The organism is Pseudomonas sp. S2_F07 (assembly GCF_054668325.1).
In genome coordinates this window covers 5,157,054-5,170,900 of sequence record NZ_CP162758.1, presented here as the reverse complement: position 1 = coordinate 5,170,900, position 13,847 = coordinate 5,157,054, and the positions used below count along the sequence as shown (strand labels likewise).

Here is a 13,847-nt window from a genome sequence, read left to right as displayed (position 1 = left end):
GACGCTTAGAACGTCTGGCCGAGAGAGAATTGGAACACTTGAGTTTCAGCGTCATCCGGTTTCTTGACTGGCATGGCCAGGGCGAAACTCAGAGGCCCCAGTGCGGTGACCCAGGTCACTCCCACACCGACAGAACTGGCCATGTTGCTCAGACTGACATCGTTACACTGCGTATTGGACTTCGACGCAGGGTTGGTGTTGGTCGTCTGCTCGCATTTGGAGTCGAATACGTTACCCACATCCCAGAATACCGAGGTACGCAGGGATCGTTGATCCTTGACGAACGGCAGCGGGAACAGAATCTCTGCACCACCCTGGATCAGGACGTTACCACCGAACGGCAGTGGATCCTGGTCCGGGTCAGCAAGAGTACCCGGGTTGCCCGTTTCGAGTGCGCCGCGGCTCGGAGTACTACGCGGCCCCAGTGTACTGTCCTTGAAGCCACGAACCGAGTTGAAACCACCAGCATAGTAGTTTTCATAGAATGGCAAGCCTTCGGTCGAACCGTAGCCGTCGCCATAACCCAATTCGGTGTGCAGGCGCATGGTGTAGTTTTCACTCAGCGGCTGGAACAACTGACCACGGTAGTCGAGTTTGAAGAACGACAAGTCACTACCCGGCACAGTGACTTCCGCCGTCAAGCTTTGGGAGTGACCACGAGTCGCCAAAACGCCTTTGTTCAGGGTGGACTCGGACCAACCGGCCGAAGCCTTGAAGTTCAGGTACTTGTCGCCTTCCTGGTTAACGAAGTCGAAGATCTCGTCGACGGTGTAAACGCCAGTCTTGATCGTGTCCTGTTGCGCATTCAGGCCGAAGGTCAGACGCGAAGTCTCGCTGATTGGATAACCGACACTCACACCGGCACCCAGGCTGTCCACGGCGTAGCTGGCGACGTCGGTATCGAGTTCGTCATAGTCAGTGGTGCGGTAGAACGCGTTGTAACCCAGGCTCACGCCGTCGGCGGTCCAGTAGGGGTCGACAAAACCGAAGTTATAGCGGGTCTGGTATTCGCTTTTGGTCAAGCCGACGCTGACCTTGTTACCGGTACCCAGGAAGTTGTTCTGGGTGATCGAACCACCGAGGATCAAACCGGCGCTCTGGGCGAAACCGACGCTGGCGGTAATCGAACCGGAGGCTTGTTCTTCAACGCTGTAGTTGACGTCCACCTGGTCATCGACACCCGGCACGGCCGGAGTCTCAACGTTGACTTCCTTGAAGAAGCCCAGACGTTCCAGACGGGTCTTGGACTGATCGATCAGGTAGGTCGAAGCCCAGCCGCCTTCCATCTGGCGCATTTCACGACGCAGCACTTCGTCTTCGGACTTGGTGTTGCCACGGAAGTTGATGCGGTTCACGTAGGCACGCTTGCCCGGATCGACCGCGAACAGGATGTCTACGGTGTGATCTTCTTCGTGCGGTTGAGGCACGCCGTTGACGTTGGCGAAGGTGTAACCCTCGTTCCCCAGGCGACGGGTGATCAGTTCGGAGGTGGTGGTCATCAGCTTGCGCGAGAACACCTGGCCTTTTTGCACCAGCAGCAGGGACTTGACCTGGTCTTCAGGGACTTTCAGGTCACCGCTGAGCTTGACGTCACGAACGGTGTACTTGTCGCCTTCGTTGACGTTGACGGTGATGTAGACGTGCTTCTTGTCCGGCGTAATGGAGACCTGGGTCGAAGCGATATCCATGTTGATATAGCCACGGTCCAGGTAGTAGGAACGCAGGCGCTCCAGGTCACCGGACAGTTTCTCACGGGCGTACTTGTCGTCGTTCTTGAAGAACGACAACCAGTTGGTGGTCTTGAGTTCGAACAGGTCGATCAGGTCTTCATCAGGGAAAACCGTGTTGCCCACAACGTTGATGTGCTGGATAGCCGCAACGGTGCCTTCGTTGATGTTGACCTTCAGGCCGACGCGGTTACGCGGCTGTGGCACCACTTCGGTGTCGACGGTAGCCGAGTAGCGACCCTGGGCGACGTACTGGCGTTGCAGTTCGTTACGCACACCTTCAAGGGTGGCACGCTGGAAGATCTCGCCTTCGGCCAGACCGGATTGTTTGAGGCCTTTCATCAAGTCTTCGGTAGAGATCGCCTTGTTACCTTCGATCTCGATACTGGCGACCGACGGACGCTCGACTACCGTGATGACCAGGACGTTGCCATCGCGGCCCAGCTGGATATCTTGAAAGAAACCGGTTTTGAACAACGCACGAGTGGATTCCACCAGGCGACGATCATCCGCCTGTTCACCGACGTTCAACGGCAAAGCACCAAAGACGCTACCCGCGGAGACCCGCTGGAGGCCATTGACGCGAATATCAGAGATAGTGAAGGACTCGGCGTGAACTTCGGCGATCATCAATACGGTGAGAACCGCAGTTAGCAGCAGACGTTTCATGAAGTCCTTTCTTATTCCAACTGGCAATAAACAAACTGCCGCAAAATGCGGCAGATTCGCAATTCAGCGAAGCGTTACAGTCGACCCAGATCATTGACAAGAGCAAGCAACATCACCCCAATCACCAAACTGATGCCGATCTGTATCCCCCAACCTTGCACCCGATCTGACAAGGGACGACCACGCACCCACTCGATCAGATAAAACAACAAATGCCCCCCATCCAGTACCGGAATGGGCAACAAATTCAGAACACCCAAGCTAATACTCAGATAAGCAAGGAAATTCAGGAAATCAGCAACACCCGACTGGGCCGAAGCGCCCGCCACTTTAGCAATGGTTATCGGTCCACTCAAGTTTTTTACCGAGAGCTCACCGAACAACATTTTCTTCAGTGAATCGAGGGTCAGCACGCTCATGGTCCAGGTGCGTCGTGCCCCTTCGCCAATTGCTGCCAATGGCCCGTAGCTGACCTCGCGGATCATCTCCGGCGGCCAGTCGATCGCTTTCACCCCTGCCCCCAAATAACCGCTGGGCGATTTGCTCTCGCCGCGAGCGGCAAGCGTCACAGGGACGTCGATTTGAGCACCGTCGCGCTCAACCCGCAGCATGATTTTGGTATCGGGATGCTTACGGACGGTATCGACAACCTGCTGCCAGTCATCCAGAGCACGGCCATCAAGCGCCAGCAACCGGTCACCGGTCTTCAGGCCGGCAGCCTGAGCCGGCCCCTTTGGATCGAGTTCGGCCAGGACAGGCGGCAATGCCGGACGCCACGGACGAATCCCCAATGAATGGATAGGATCGGGCTCATCAGCCCCTTTGAGCCATTTGTCCAGCGCAAGTTCACGAGGAGAATCGGTCGTGGAGCCTTGTTCGCGCACCAACACCTGCAATGAACCGCTCTCGCCCAGGCGACGCACCAGTTGCAGATTCACCGCCGCCCAGCCGGAAGTCGCCTCGCCATCAATGGCCACGATTTCCTGGCCGGGGCTCAAACCCGCCTTGGCTGCAATACTGCCGGACTCGACAGCGCCGATGACCGGGCGCACCTGCTCGCTGCCGAGCATTGCCAATGCCCAGAAGAACACCAACGCCAGCAGGAAGTTGGCTATCGGTCCCGCGGCTACGATGGCAATGCGCTGACGAACGGATTTGCGATTGAAGGATTGATCAAGCTGATCGAGCGGCACTTCACCTTCGCGCTCGTCGAGCATCTTGACGTAGCCACCCAACGGGATGGCGGCGACGACAAATTCGGTGCCCTGCTTGTCATGCCAGCGCAGCAAAGGCATGCCGAAGCCTACGGAGAAGCGCAGCACCTTGACCCCACAGCGACGCGCAACCCAAAAATGGCCGAACTCGTGGAAGGTAACCAGCACACCCAGAGCGACCAGGGTGCCGACAATCATATAGAGCGCGCTCATCTACTTTCTCCGCATTCCTATCCGCTGCTGCGTGGGCCAACTATCCACAGCATTTACCGCCCGTGACGGCTCAACCATTGTCCGGCCAGCAATCGCGCCTTCGCGTCTGCCGTGAACACTGCATCGAGATCATCCACAGCCACTACGGGCTCCAGATTCAGTACTTCCTCGATGATACTCGCGATTTCCGGGTAACGAACCCGTTCGTCGAGAAATGCCGCCACCGCCACCTCGTTCGCCGCATTGAGCATGGCCGGCGCGCTGTTACCCGCTTCGGCCGCCTGACGGGCCAGACGCAGGCAAGGAAAACGCTCTTCATCGGGCGCCTGGAAGTCCAGTCGCGCAATGGCAAACAGATCCAGCGGCGCCACACCCGAATCGATCCGCTCCGGCCAGGCCAGGGCATTGGCGATGGGCGTGCGCATGTCCGGATTACCCAGCTGTGCCAGAACGGAACCGTCGACGTAGTCGACCAGCGAATGGATCACACTTTGCGGGTGAATCACCACCTCGACCTGGGATGGCCTGGCATCGAACAGCCAGCAGGCTTCGATCAACTCAAGCCCCTTGTTCATCATGCTGGCCGAGTCCACGGAGATTTTTCGCCCCATGGACCAGTTCGGATGAGCACACGCCTGATCGGGAGAAACATGCGCCAGCTCAGCCATTGGCGTCTGCCGGAACGGACCGCCTGAAGCCGTCAGCAAAATCCGGCGCACACCGACCGACTCAAGGCCACGGGCATAATCCAGCGGCATGCACTGGAAAATCGCGTTGTGCTCGCTATCGATCGGCAGCAACACCGAACCACTCTTGCGCACGGCCTGCATGAACAGCGCGCCGGACATGACCAGCGCTTCTTTATTAGCCAGGAGGATCTTCTTGCCAGCCTCGACCGCCGCCAGTGTCGGACGCAATCCCGCCGCACCGACGATGGCCGCCATGACCGTATCGACTTCCGGATCGGAAGCGACCTGGCACAAACCCTCCTCGCCCACCAGGACACGGGTCGAAAGACCCGCCGCGCGCAAATCATCCTGCAGGGTACGGGCAGCTGCGACTTCAGGTACCACGGCAAATCGCGGGACATGGCGCACGCAAAGCGCCAGCAATTCACTCAAGCGGGTGAAGCCAGTCAAGGCAAAGACCTGATATCGATCCGGGTGACGAGCGATGACGTCGAGCGTACTCAGGCCAATCGAGCCGGTCGCGCCCAGAACGGTAATCTGTTGCGGGCGGCTCATGGGGCCGCCATCCACAGCAGCACCGCAAACAGCGGAATCGCTGCCGTCAGGCTATCGATACGATCCAGCACGCCGCCGTGACCCGGAAGCAGATTGCTGCTGTCCTTGATCCCGGATTGACGCTTGAACATGCTTTCAGTGAGATCACCCACCACCGAAATGAACACGATCAGCGCGGCACCGATCAACCCCTTGAACAGTTCGGCCACCGTCCAGTCGCGCACCAGAGCAACGATTGTGGTAATCACCAGGCTCAACGCCAGACCACCGTACACGCCTTCCCAGCTTTTGCCCGGACTGACCTGCGGTGCGAGCTTGCGCTTGCCGAAAGCACGACCGGAGAAGTAGGCGCCAATATCGGCCCCCCAAACCAACACCATCACTGCCATGATCAGCCAATTACCCAGCGGGTATTGCTTGATCTGCACCAAGCCTTGCCAGGCCGGCAGGAGAATCAGCAGGCCGATCACCAACTTGGTCGCCGCATTGGACCAATGCTCGCTCGAACGCGGATAGGTCAGCACCAGATACGTCGCCACTGCCCACCACAGCACCGAAGCGCCCAATACCCAAGGCGCGAGGCCGGGCAGGATGTACATGAGGAACAGCGCCAAAGCGACCACAGCGGCATAGCCGACGCGGAACGCTTGAGCGGCGAAACCCGCCAGACGCGCCCATTCCCAGGCACCGAGGGTCACGACCAGCCCGATGAACAGTGCAAAACCGGAACCTTCAAGCAGGAAAAACCCGCACAGGGCAATCGGTAGCAGGATCAGCGCGGTGATGATTCGTTGTTTAAGCATTAAACCCGGGCTCCAGCCTCGACCTGCTCGCTCGTTTTACCGAAGCGGCGCTGGCGGGAAGCGTAATCGGCCAGCGCATTGCGCATGGCATCGTGTTTGAAGTCCGGCCAGAACAGGTCGGAGAAATACAGCTCGGCATAGGCCAACTGCCAGAGCAGGAAGTTGCTGATGCGGTGCTCGCCACCGGTACGGATACACAGGTCCGGCAGCGGCAGGTCGCCCGTGGCCAGACAGGTCTGCAGCAGATCGGGCGTGATGTCTTCCGGACGCAGGTGTCCGGCCTGGACCTCTCGCGCCAGTCGTTGCGCTGCTTGCGCGATATCCCACTGACCGCCGTAATTGGCGGCTATCTGCAGGACAAATCGATTGGCGCCGGCCGTCATGGCCTCGGCTTCACGCATGGCAGCCTGCAGCTCTGGATGAAAACGCGAGCGATCGCCAATGATGCGCAGGCTGATGTTGTTGTCGTTGAGGCGCTTGGCCTCTCGACGCAGCGCCTTGAAGAACAGATCCATCAAAGCGCTGACCTCATCGGCCGGACGCTGCCAGTTCTCGCTGGAAAAGGCGAACAGGGTCAGCACTTCGACCTTGGCCTCGGCACAAACTTCAATGACGGCACGCACCGCATCCACGCCCGCTTTATGCCCGGCGACACCCGGCATAAAGCGTTTTTTCGCCCAGCGATTGTTACCATCCATGATGATCGCGACATGGCGCGGCACCGCGGACGGTGCAGACTGCTTGGTCTTTTCCATGAAAACGCGACCCTTATACGGCCATCAGGTCTTTTTCTTTCTGCGCCAGGTCCGCGTCGATTTTAGCCACGAACTTCTTGGTCAGATCGTCGATCTCGCCAGTCGCACGACGCTCCTCGTCTTCGCTGATCTCTTTTTCCTTGACCAGATCCTTGAGCTGGCTGTTGGCATCGCGACGGATGTTGCGCACGGCAACACGGGCATCTTCAGCGACGTCACGAGCCTGCTTGGTGAAGCCCTTGCGGGTTTCTTCGGTCAGGGCAGGCATGGAGATCAGCAGCAGTTCGCCGAGGTTGGTCGGGTTCAGGTTCAGACCCGCGCTACCGATCGCCTTGTCGACGGCACCCAGCATGTTGCGCTCGAAAGCAACGACTTGCAGGGTACGGGCGTCCTTGACGGTGATGTTGGCCACTTGCTTGATCGGGGTGTCGGAGCCGTAGTACGGCACCATCACGCCTTCCAGGATGCTCGGGTGCGCCTGGCCGGTACGAATGCGGCCGAAGTTGTGCGCCAGCGATTCCACGGATTTCTGCATGCGCTCTTGAGCGTCTTTCTTGATTTCGTTGATCATTGTGCGCCTTCCTCGATCAGGGTCCCTTCCGCGCCGCCGTGTACGATATTCAGCAGGGCGCCGGGCTTGTTCATGTTAAATACGCGTAGTGGCATCTTGTGGTCGCGGCACAAGCAAATGGCCGTCAGATCCATCACACCCAGCTTGCGATCCAGCACTTCATCATAAGTCAGATGATCGAACTTCTCGGCATGCGGGTCTTTGAACGGGTCAGCGGTGTAGACGCCATCGACCTTGGTCGCCTTGAGCACGACGTCGGCATCGATTTCGATTGCACGCAGGCAGGCTGCCGAATCCGTCGTAAAGAACGGGTTGCCGGTACCGGCCGCGAAAATCACCACGTCCTTGGAGTTCAGGTGGCGCATGGCCTTGCGACGATCGTAGTGATCGGTCACGCCAACCATGGAAATAGCGGACATCACGATGGCCGAGATGTTGGCGCGCTCGAGAGCGTCGCGCATGGCCAGGGCGTTCATCACAGTGGCCAGCATGCCCATGTGGTCGCCGGTGACACGGTCCATGCCAGCCTTGCTCAGCGCTTCACCGCGGAACAGGTTGCCACCACCGATAACCAGACCGACCTGAACACCGATGCCGACCAACTGGCCAACTTCCAATGCCATGCGATCCAGAACTTTCGGATCGATCCCGAACTCTTCCGAGCCCATCAGGGCCTCGCCGCTAAGCTTGAGTAGAATGCGTTTATAGCGAGCCTGATAACCACTGCCCTGCTGAGCCATTGCGAATCTCTCCTGCGGCGTATTTTAAAAATTCTTTGCGAGCTGTTTACAGCTGGCGTTCAATCTAGCTTGGCGCTGCTTCAGCGCCATCGGAACATGGCTTTGTAAGCCAGTTCCAAAGGGAAACCAAATAAAAATTGATACCCCATCTGAAAAGAGGCTGCGCGCGTGAGCGGGCAGCCTCTTCTGGGCGACAGTTAAAAAACCGTCTTATTGCTTGGCGGCAGCCAGCTGGGCAGCAACTTCTTCTGCGAAGTTGTCCACTGGCTTCTCGATGCCTTCGCCTACTTTGAAGTAAGTGAAGGAAACGATTTCAGCGCCGGCTTTCTTGGCCAGGGCACCTACGGTGACTTCCGGGTTCATGACGAAAGCTTGCTCGACCAGGCTGGCTTCAGCCAGGAACTTGGTGATGCGGCCAGCGATCATCTTCTCGACGATTTCTGCCGGCTTGCCTTTCATCTTGTCTTCGTTCAGGGTCAGGAAAACACCCTTCTCGCGCTCGATGGCCTCTGGCGAAACCTGCGATGGCAGCAGGAACTCAGGATTGCTTGCCGCCACGTGCATGGCGATCTCTTTGGCCAGCTGAACATCGCCGCCCTTGAGAACAACAGCAACACCGATCTTGTTACCGTGCAGGTAGGTGCCGACAACGTCGCCCTCTACGCGCACCAGGCGACGAATGTTGACGTTCTCGCCTACTTTGGCAACCAGTGCTTCACGAGCCGATTCCTGAGCGGCGATCAGCGGAGCTGCGTCGGTCAGTTTTTCGTCGAAAGCTTTTTCTACACAGGCAGCAACGAAGTTCTTGAAGTCGTCTTGCAGGGCCAGGAAGTCGGTCTGCGAGTTGACTTCCAGCAGCACGGCTGCCTTGTCGTCAGCCTTGATGGCGATAGCGCCTTCAGCGGCAACGTTGCCGGCTTTCTTGGCAGCCTTGATGGCGCCCGAAGCACGCATGTCATCAATGGCTTTCTCGATGTCGCCGCCAGCCTTGGTCAAGGCCTTTTTGCAGTCCATCATGCCTTCGCCAGTACGCTCGCGCAGTTCTTTGACCAACGCTGCAGTAATCTCTGCCATTTCAAAATCCTCTTGGATAGGTTTTCAACCATTCCACCCGATCGAACGGGCGATCAATTCTTCCCCAACCACCCTTGTTAGCTGCCGCACGTTACAGATAGAGCAGTGGGCGCCGACAAATGGTTTTCGAGGTGGCAAAAAGGGGGCCAAGCCCCCTTTTTGCTTACTGAGTCAACGCCAGGGCGTCAATTACTCAGCTGCAGCCTGAGTTTCTTCAGCTGCGAACTCAACGGTGCCGCCGGCAACATTGTTGCGACCGCGGATGACAGCGTCAGCCATCGAACCCATGTACAGCTGGATAGCGCGGATTGCGTCATCGTTGCCTGGGATGATGTAGTCAACGCCTTCCGGGCTGCTGTTGGTATCGACTACGCCGATAACCGGGATGCCCAGCTTGTTGGCTTCGGTGATCGCGATGCGCTCGTGATCAACGTCGATAACGAACAGAGCGTCTGGCAGACCGCCCATGTCCTTGATACCACCCAGGGAACGATCCAGCTTTTCCAGGTCACGAGTGCGCATCAGCGCTTCTTTCTTGGTCAGCTTGGCGAAAGTACCGTCTTCGGCTTGAACTTCAAGGTCACGCAGACGCTTGATGGAAGCACGGATGGTCTTGAAGTTGGTCAGCATGCCGCCCAACCAGCGGTGATCGACGTACGGCGAACCGCAACGTGCTGCTTCTTCAGCAACGATCTTGCCAGCGGAACGCTTGGTGCCGACGAACAGAATCTTGTTTTTGCCCTGGGCCAGACGCTCTACGAAAGTCAGAGCTTCGTTGAACATTGGCAGGGTTTTTTCAAGGTTGATGATGTGGATCTTGTTACGCGCGCCGAAAATGTACTTGCCCATTTTCGGGTTCCAGTAACGGGTCTGGTGACCGAAGTGCACACCGGCCTTCAGCATATCGCGCATGTTGACTTGGGACATGATAGTTCCTTAATAAGTCGGGTTTGGCCTCCACGTATCCCAATGACCAACCAGCAGCATCAGCTGAAGGCACCCAGGTCATCGTGTCGACACGTGTGTGGATTTAGGCTTTACGGGACATCCCCGGAAAGCGGCGCATTTTATACCATAAGGCAGGGCAAAACGGAACCCGGATTCTGAAATCCTGGCGAGCGTTTTGCTCAATCCCTTGGAATCCGCCAAGAATGCACCATTCTATAGAGAGAAGCGATGCACACAGGCGCAGATTTGCGCTGCTCGTCTGGTAGAATCGCATTTTTCAGGGCCGCGAAGTTCGATCGCGCAATGCCCTTTCCGTTTAGAAAGCGCCGCCTGGCGCAGAGAGAGCCTGTATGACCGTCACCCTCAAAACCCCCGAGGATATCGCCAAAATGCGTATCGCCGGCAAACTGGCCGCCGATGTGCTGGAAATGATTGCCGAATACGTCAAGCCGGGCGTTACCACCGACCAACTGAACCAGATCTGCCACGACTACATCGTCAATGAGCAGAAAGCCATCCCTGCCCCGCTCAACTACAAGGGCTATCCAAAGTCGATCTGCACGTCGATCAACCATGTGGTCTGCCATGGCATCCCGAACGACAAGCCGCTCAAGGATGGCGACACCCTGAACATCGACGTCACCGTCATCAAGGACGGTTACCACGGCGATACCAGCCGCATGTTCCACGTCGGCACCGTGCCGGTCTGGGCCGAGCGCCTGTCCCAGGTGACCCAGGAATGCATGTACAAGGCGATCGAGATCGTCAAGCCCGGCTGCCGCCTGGGCGACATCGGCGAAATCATCCAGAAGCACGCGGAAAAGAACGGCTTCTCGGTGGTTCGTGAATTCTGCGGCCATGGTATCGGCAAGGTGTTCCACGAAGAGCCGCAGATCCTGCACTACGGCCGAGCCGGCACCGGAATGGAACTCAAGGCTGGCATGACCTTCACCATCGAGCCGATGATCAACCAGGGCCGTGCCGACACCAAGGTACTGGGCGATGGCTGGACCGCGATCACCAAGGACCGCAAGCTCTCGGCACAGTGGGAACACACCCTGCTGGTGACCGAAACCGGTTACGAGATCTTCACCTTGCGCAGCGATGACACCATCCCTCGCGTTTCGGCCTGATCCCGTTACCGTACATCGCCTATAGAAAGGAAAGCCAATCGATGCCGCAGGTGGATCCCGAACTCTTCGACCGCGGCCAGTTCCAGGCTGAACTGGCCCTGAAGGCAAGCCCGATCTCGGCCTTCAAGAAGGCGATCCGCCAGGCCCGCGAAGTGCTCGACACGCGCTTTCGCAACGGCCGGGACATTCGCCGGCTGATCGAGGATCGCGCCTGGTTCGTCGACAACATCCTGCAAAAGGCCTGGGAGCAGTTCAGCTGGAGCGAGGACGCCGACATCGCACTGGTCGCGGTCGGCGGCTACGGCCGTGGCGAATTGCACCCCTATTCCGACATCGACTTGCTGATCCTGCTGGACAGCGCCGACCACGAGGTTTTCCGCGATTCCATCGAGCGTTTTCTGACGCTGTTGTGGGACATCGGCCTGGAAGTCGGTCAGAGCGTTCGTTCGGTCGACGAGTGCGCCGTCGAGGCCCGCGCCGACCTGACGGTCGTCACCAACCTGATGGAAAGCCGCACCATCGCCGGCCCCGAGCATTTGCGCCAGCGCATGCTGGACGTCACCGGTACCGGGCACATGTGGCCGAGCAAGGACTTCTTCCTGGCCAAGCGTGCCGAACAAAAGGCTCGCCACCACAAGTACAACGACACCGAATACAACCTGGAACCCAACGTCAAAGGCTCACCCGGCGGCCTGCGGGATATCCAGACGATTCTGTGGGTAGCCCGTCGCGAGTACGGCACCCTGAACCTGCGGGCACTGGCTGGGGAAGGGTTCCTGGTGGAGAGTGAAAACGCCCTGCTCGCCTCCTCCCAGGAGTTCCTGTGGAAGGTTCGCTATGCCCTGCACATGTTGGCTGGCCGCTCCGAAGACCGCCTGCTGTTCGATCACCAGCGCACCATTGCCGGGCTGCTGGGCTTCAAAGGCGACGACGCCAAGCAAGCCATCGAAAACTTCATGCAGCAGTATTACCGGGTGGTCATGAGCATCGCCCAGCTCAGCGACCTGATCATCCAGCACTTCGAGGAAGTCATCCTCGCACCGGAAGACGAATCGCCACCGCAGCCGATCAACTCGCGTTTCCAGTTGCATGACGGCTACATCGAGGCACGCAACGACAACGTTTTCCGCCGCACGCCGTTCGCCATGCTCGAAATCTTCGTGCTGATGGCCCAGCAGCCGGAAATCAAGGGCGTGCGCGCCGACACCATTCGCCTGCTGCGGGAACACCGCCACCTGATCGACGACGACTTCCGCAACGATATTCGCAACACCAGCCTGTTTATCGAATTGTTCAAATGCAAGATCGGCATCCACCGCAACCTGCGGCGCATGAATCGTTACGGCATCCTGGGGCGTTACCTGCCCGAATTCGGTTTCATCGTCGGGCAGATGCAACACGACCTGTTCCACATCTATACGGTCGATGCCCACACCCTGAACCTGATCAAGCACCTGCGTAAGTTGCAGTACACCCAGGTGTCGGAAAAATTCCCGCTGGCCAGCAAGCTCATGGGAAAACTGCCCAAACCCGAGCTGATCTACATGGCAGGCCTGTACCACGACATCGGCAAAGGCCGACATGGCGACCACTCGGACATCGGAGCGGTCGATGCCGAGGCGTTTTGCCAGCGCCATCAGCTGCCAGTGTGGGACAGCCGCCTGATCGTGTGGCTGGTGCAAAACCACCTGGTGATGTCGACCACCGCCCAGCGCAAGGACTTGTCCGACCCGCAGGTGATCCACGATTTCGCCCAGATCGTCGGCGACGAAACCCGCCTCGACTACCTGTATGTGCTCACCGTCTCCGACATCAACGCCACCAACCCGACCCTGTGGAACTCCTGGCGCGCCAGCCTGCTGCGCCAGCTCTACACCGAGACCAAGCGCGCCCTGCGTCGCGGCCTGGAGAACCCGGTGGATCGCGAAGAGCAGATCCGCCAGACCCAGAGCGCCGCCCTGGATATCCTGGTGCGCGGCGGCACCGACCCGGACGACGTCGAGCAGTTGTGGGCGCAGCTGGGTGACGACTATTTCCTGCGCCACACCGCCGGCGACGTCGCCTGGCACAGTGACGCGATCCTCCAGCAACCGGCCGACGGCGGACCACTGGTGCTGATCAAGGAAACCACCCAGCGCGAGTTCGAAGGTGGCACGCAGATCTTCATCTACGCCCCTGACCAGCACGACTTCTTTGCCGTGACCGTGGCCGCGATGGACCAGCTCAACCTGAACATCCACGACGCCCGGGTCATCACCTCCAGCAGCCAGTTCACCCTCGACACCTATATCGTGCTCGACACCGACGGCGACTCGATTGGCGATAACCCGGCGCGGGTAAAACAGATCCGCGAGGGCCTGACCGAAGCCCTGCGCAACCCGGACAACTACCCGACCATCATCCAGCGCCGGGTACCGCGTCAGCTCAAGCATTTCGCCTTTGCGCCACAGGTGACGATCCACAACGACGCCCAGCGCCCGGTGACGGTGCTGGAACTCACGGCGCCCGACCGCCCGGGCCTGCTGGCGCGCATTGGCACGATCTTCCTGGAGTTCGACCTGTCGTTGCAGAACGCCAAGATCGCCACCCTCGGCGAGCGCGTGGAAGACGTGTTCTTCATCACCGACGCCAACAATCAGCCGCTGTCCGACCCGCTGCTGTGCAGCCGCCTGCAGGATGCGATCGTCGAACAGCTGAGCGTCAACCAGGAACCTGATATCAAACTGTCGCGCATCAGCATCTGAATCAACATATTT

General features: G+C 58.7%; 11 protein-coding genes. 2 read left to right on the top strand and 9 right to left on the bottom strand.

Going from position 1 to position 13,847, the window contains the following annotated elements; translation table 11 throughout:
- Positions 1 to 5 precede the first annotated feature (5 nt).
- The 9 genes from bamA to rpsB form a co-directional block, all read right to left on the bottom strand.
- A complete protein-coding gene (bamA, locus tag AB4O40_RS23355) occupies positions 6 to 2,396 on the bottom strand; it encodes an outer membrane protein assembly factor BamA (protein WP_056720974.1) in 2,391 nt (796 codons plus the stop codon).
- A gap of 74 nt (positions 2,397 to 2,470) precedes the next feature.
- On the bottom strand, positions 2,471 to 3,823 hold the full coding sequence (rseP, locus tag AB4O40_RS23350; RefSeq protein ID WP_223542165.1) for a sigma E protease regulator RseP: 1,353 nt from the start codon (positions 3,821 to 3,823) through the stop codon (positions 2,471 to 2,473).
- 53 nt (positions 3,824 to 3,876) lie between these two features.
- Positions 3,877 to 5,067, bottom strand: coding sequence for a 1-deoxy-D-xylulose-5-phosphate reductoisomerase (gene ispC / locus AB4O40_RS23345; RefSeq protein ID WP_056720978.1), 1,191 nt, complete (start codon positions 5,065 to 5,067; stop codon positions 3,877 to 3,879).
- Positions 5,064 to 5,870, bottom strand: a complete 807-nt coding sequence (locus AB4O40_RS23340; RefSeq protein ID WP_056720980.1) for a phosphatidate cytidylyltransferase — start codon at positions 5,868 to 5,870, stop codon at positions 5,064 to 5,066. Before AB4O40_RS23340 ends, ispC begins: the two co-directional genes overlap by 4 nt.
- Entirely contained in the window at positions 5,870 to 6,625 is a 756-nt protein-coding gene (gene uppS / locus AB4O40_RS23335) for a polyprenyl diphosphate synthase (protein WP_046041127.1), read from the bottom strand. Before uppS ends, AB4O40_RS23340 begins: the two co-directional genes overlap by 1 nt.
- Before the next feature lie 13 nt (positions 6,626 to 6,638).
- On the bottom strand, positions 6,639 to 7,196 hold the full coding sequence (frr, locus tag AB4O40_RS23330) for a ribosome recycling factor (protein WP_008000041.1): 558 nt from the start codon (positions 7,194 to 7,196) through the stop codon (positions 6,639 to 6,641).
- Positions 7,193 to 7,936: a UMP kinase gene (gene pyrH, locus AB4O40_RS23325; protein ID WP_056720982.1), complete on the bottom strand. Its 744-nt coding sequence runs from the start codon at positions 7,934 to 7,936 to the stop codon at positions 7,193 to 7,195. The genes frr and pyrH overlap by 4 nt, the downstream gene beginning before the upstream one ends.
- 210 nt (positions 7,937 to 8,146) lie before the next feature.
- Positions 8,147 to 9,010 carry a translation elongation factor Ts gene (gene tsf / locus AB4O40_RS23320; RefSeq protein ID WP_008052779.1) on the bottom strand — a complete coding sequence of 288 codons (864 nt, stop codon included), beginning with the start codon at positions 9,008 to 9,010 and terminating at the stop codon, positions 8,147 to 8,149.
- 189 nt (positions 9,011 to 9,199) lie between these two features.
- The gene (rpsB, locus tag AB4O40_RS23315; RefSeq protein ID WP_008052780.1) at positions 9,200 to 9,937 is read right to left on the bottom strand and encodes a 30S ribosomal protein S2; all 738 of its coding nucleotides are present in this window, start codon (positions 9,935 to 9,937) and stop codon (positions 9,200 to 9,202) included.
- A gap of 371 nt (positions 9,938 to 10,308) precedes the next feature.
- On the opposite strand from rpsB, the gene map reads away from it, so the two are divergent.
- Both map and AB4O40_RS23305 read left to right on the top strand, forming a co-directional pair.
- Positions 10,309 to 11,091: a type I methionyl aminopeptidase gene (map, locus tag AB4O40_RS23310; RefSeq protein WP_008057306.1), complete on the top strand. Its 783-nt coding sequence runs from the start codon at positions 10,309 to 10,311 to the stop codon at positions 11,089 to 11,091.
- Positions 11,092 to 11,132: 41 nt separating this feature from the next.
- Positions 11,133 to 13,835, top strand: coding sequence for a [protein-PII] uridylyltransferase (locus tag AB4O40_RS23305; RefSeq protein WP_056720984.1), 2,703 nt, complete (start codon positions 11,133 to 11,135; stop codon positions 13,833 to 13,835).
- Positions 13,836 to 13,847 lie beyond the last annotated feature (12 nt).

Excerpts from the sequence above, each read along its gene's own strand:
- map (WP_008057306.1), top strand. The coding sequence starts at position 10,309 with ATGACCGTCACCCTCAAAACCCCCGAGGATATCGCCAAAATGCGTATC.
- rseP (WP_223542165.1), bottom strand. The coding sequence starts at position 3,823 with ATGAGCGCGCTCTATATGATTGTCGGCACCCTGGTCGCTCTGGGTGTG.
- pyrH (WP_056720982.1), bottom strand. The coding sequence starts at position 7,936 with ATGGCTCAGCAGGGCAGTGGTTATCAGGCTCGCTATAAACGCATTCTA.
- rpsB (WP_008052780.1), bottom strand. The coding sequence starts at position 9,937 with ATGTCCCAAGTCAACATGCGCGATATGCTGAAGGCCGGTGTGCACTTC.
- uppS (WP_046041127.1), bottom strand. The coding sequence starts at position 6,625 with ATGGAAAAGACCAAGCAGTCTGCACCGTCCGCGGTGCCGCGCCATGTC.
- bamA (WP_056720974.1), bottom strand. The coding sequence starts at position 2,396 with ATGAAACGTCTGCTGCTAACTGCGGTTCTCACCGTATTGATGATCGCC.
- tsf (WP_008052779.1), bottom strand. The coding sequence starts at position 9,010 with ATGGCAGAGATTACTGCAGCGTTGGTCAAAGAACTGCGCGAGCGTACT.
- AB4O40_RS23305 (WP_056720984.1), top strand. The coding sequence starts at position 11,133 with ATGCCGCAGGTGGATCCCGAACTCTTCGACCGCGGCCAGTTCCAGGCT.
- frr (WP_008000041.1), bottom strand. The coding sequence starts at position 7,196 with ATGATCAACGAAATCAAGAAAGACGCTCAAGAGCGCATGCAGAAATCC.
- AB4O40_RS23340 (WP_056720980.1), bottom strand. The coding sequence starts at position 5,870 with ATGCTTAAACAACGAATCATCACCGCGCTGATCCTGCTACCGATTGCC.
- ispC (WP_056720978.1), bottom strand. The coding sequence starts at position 5,067 with ATGAGCCGCCCGCAACAGATTACCGTTCTGGGCGCGACCGGCTCGATT.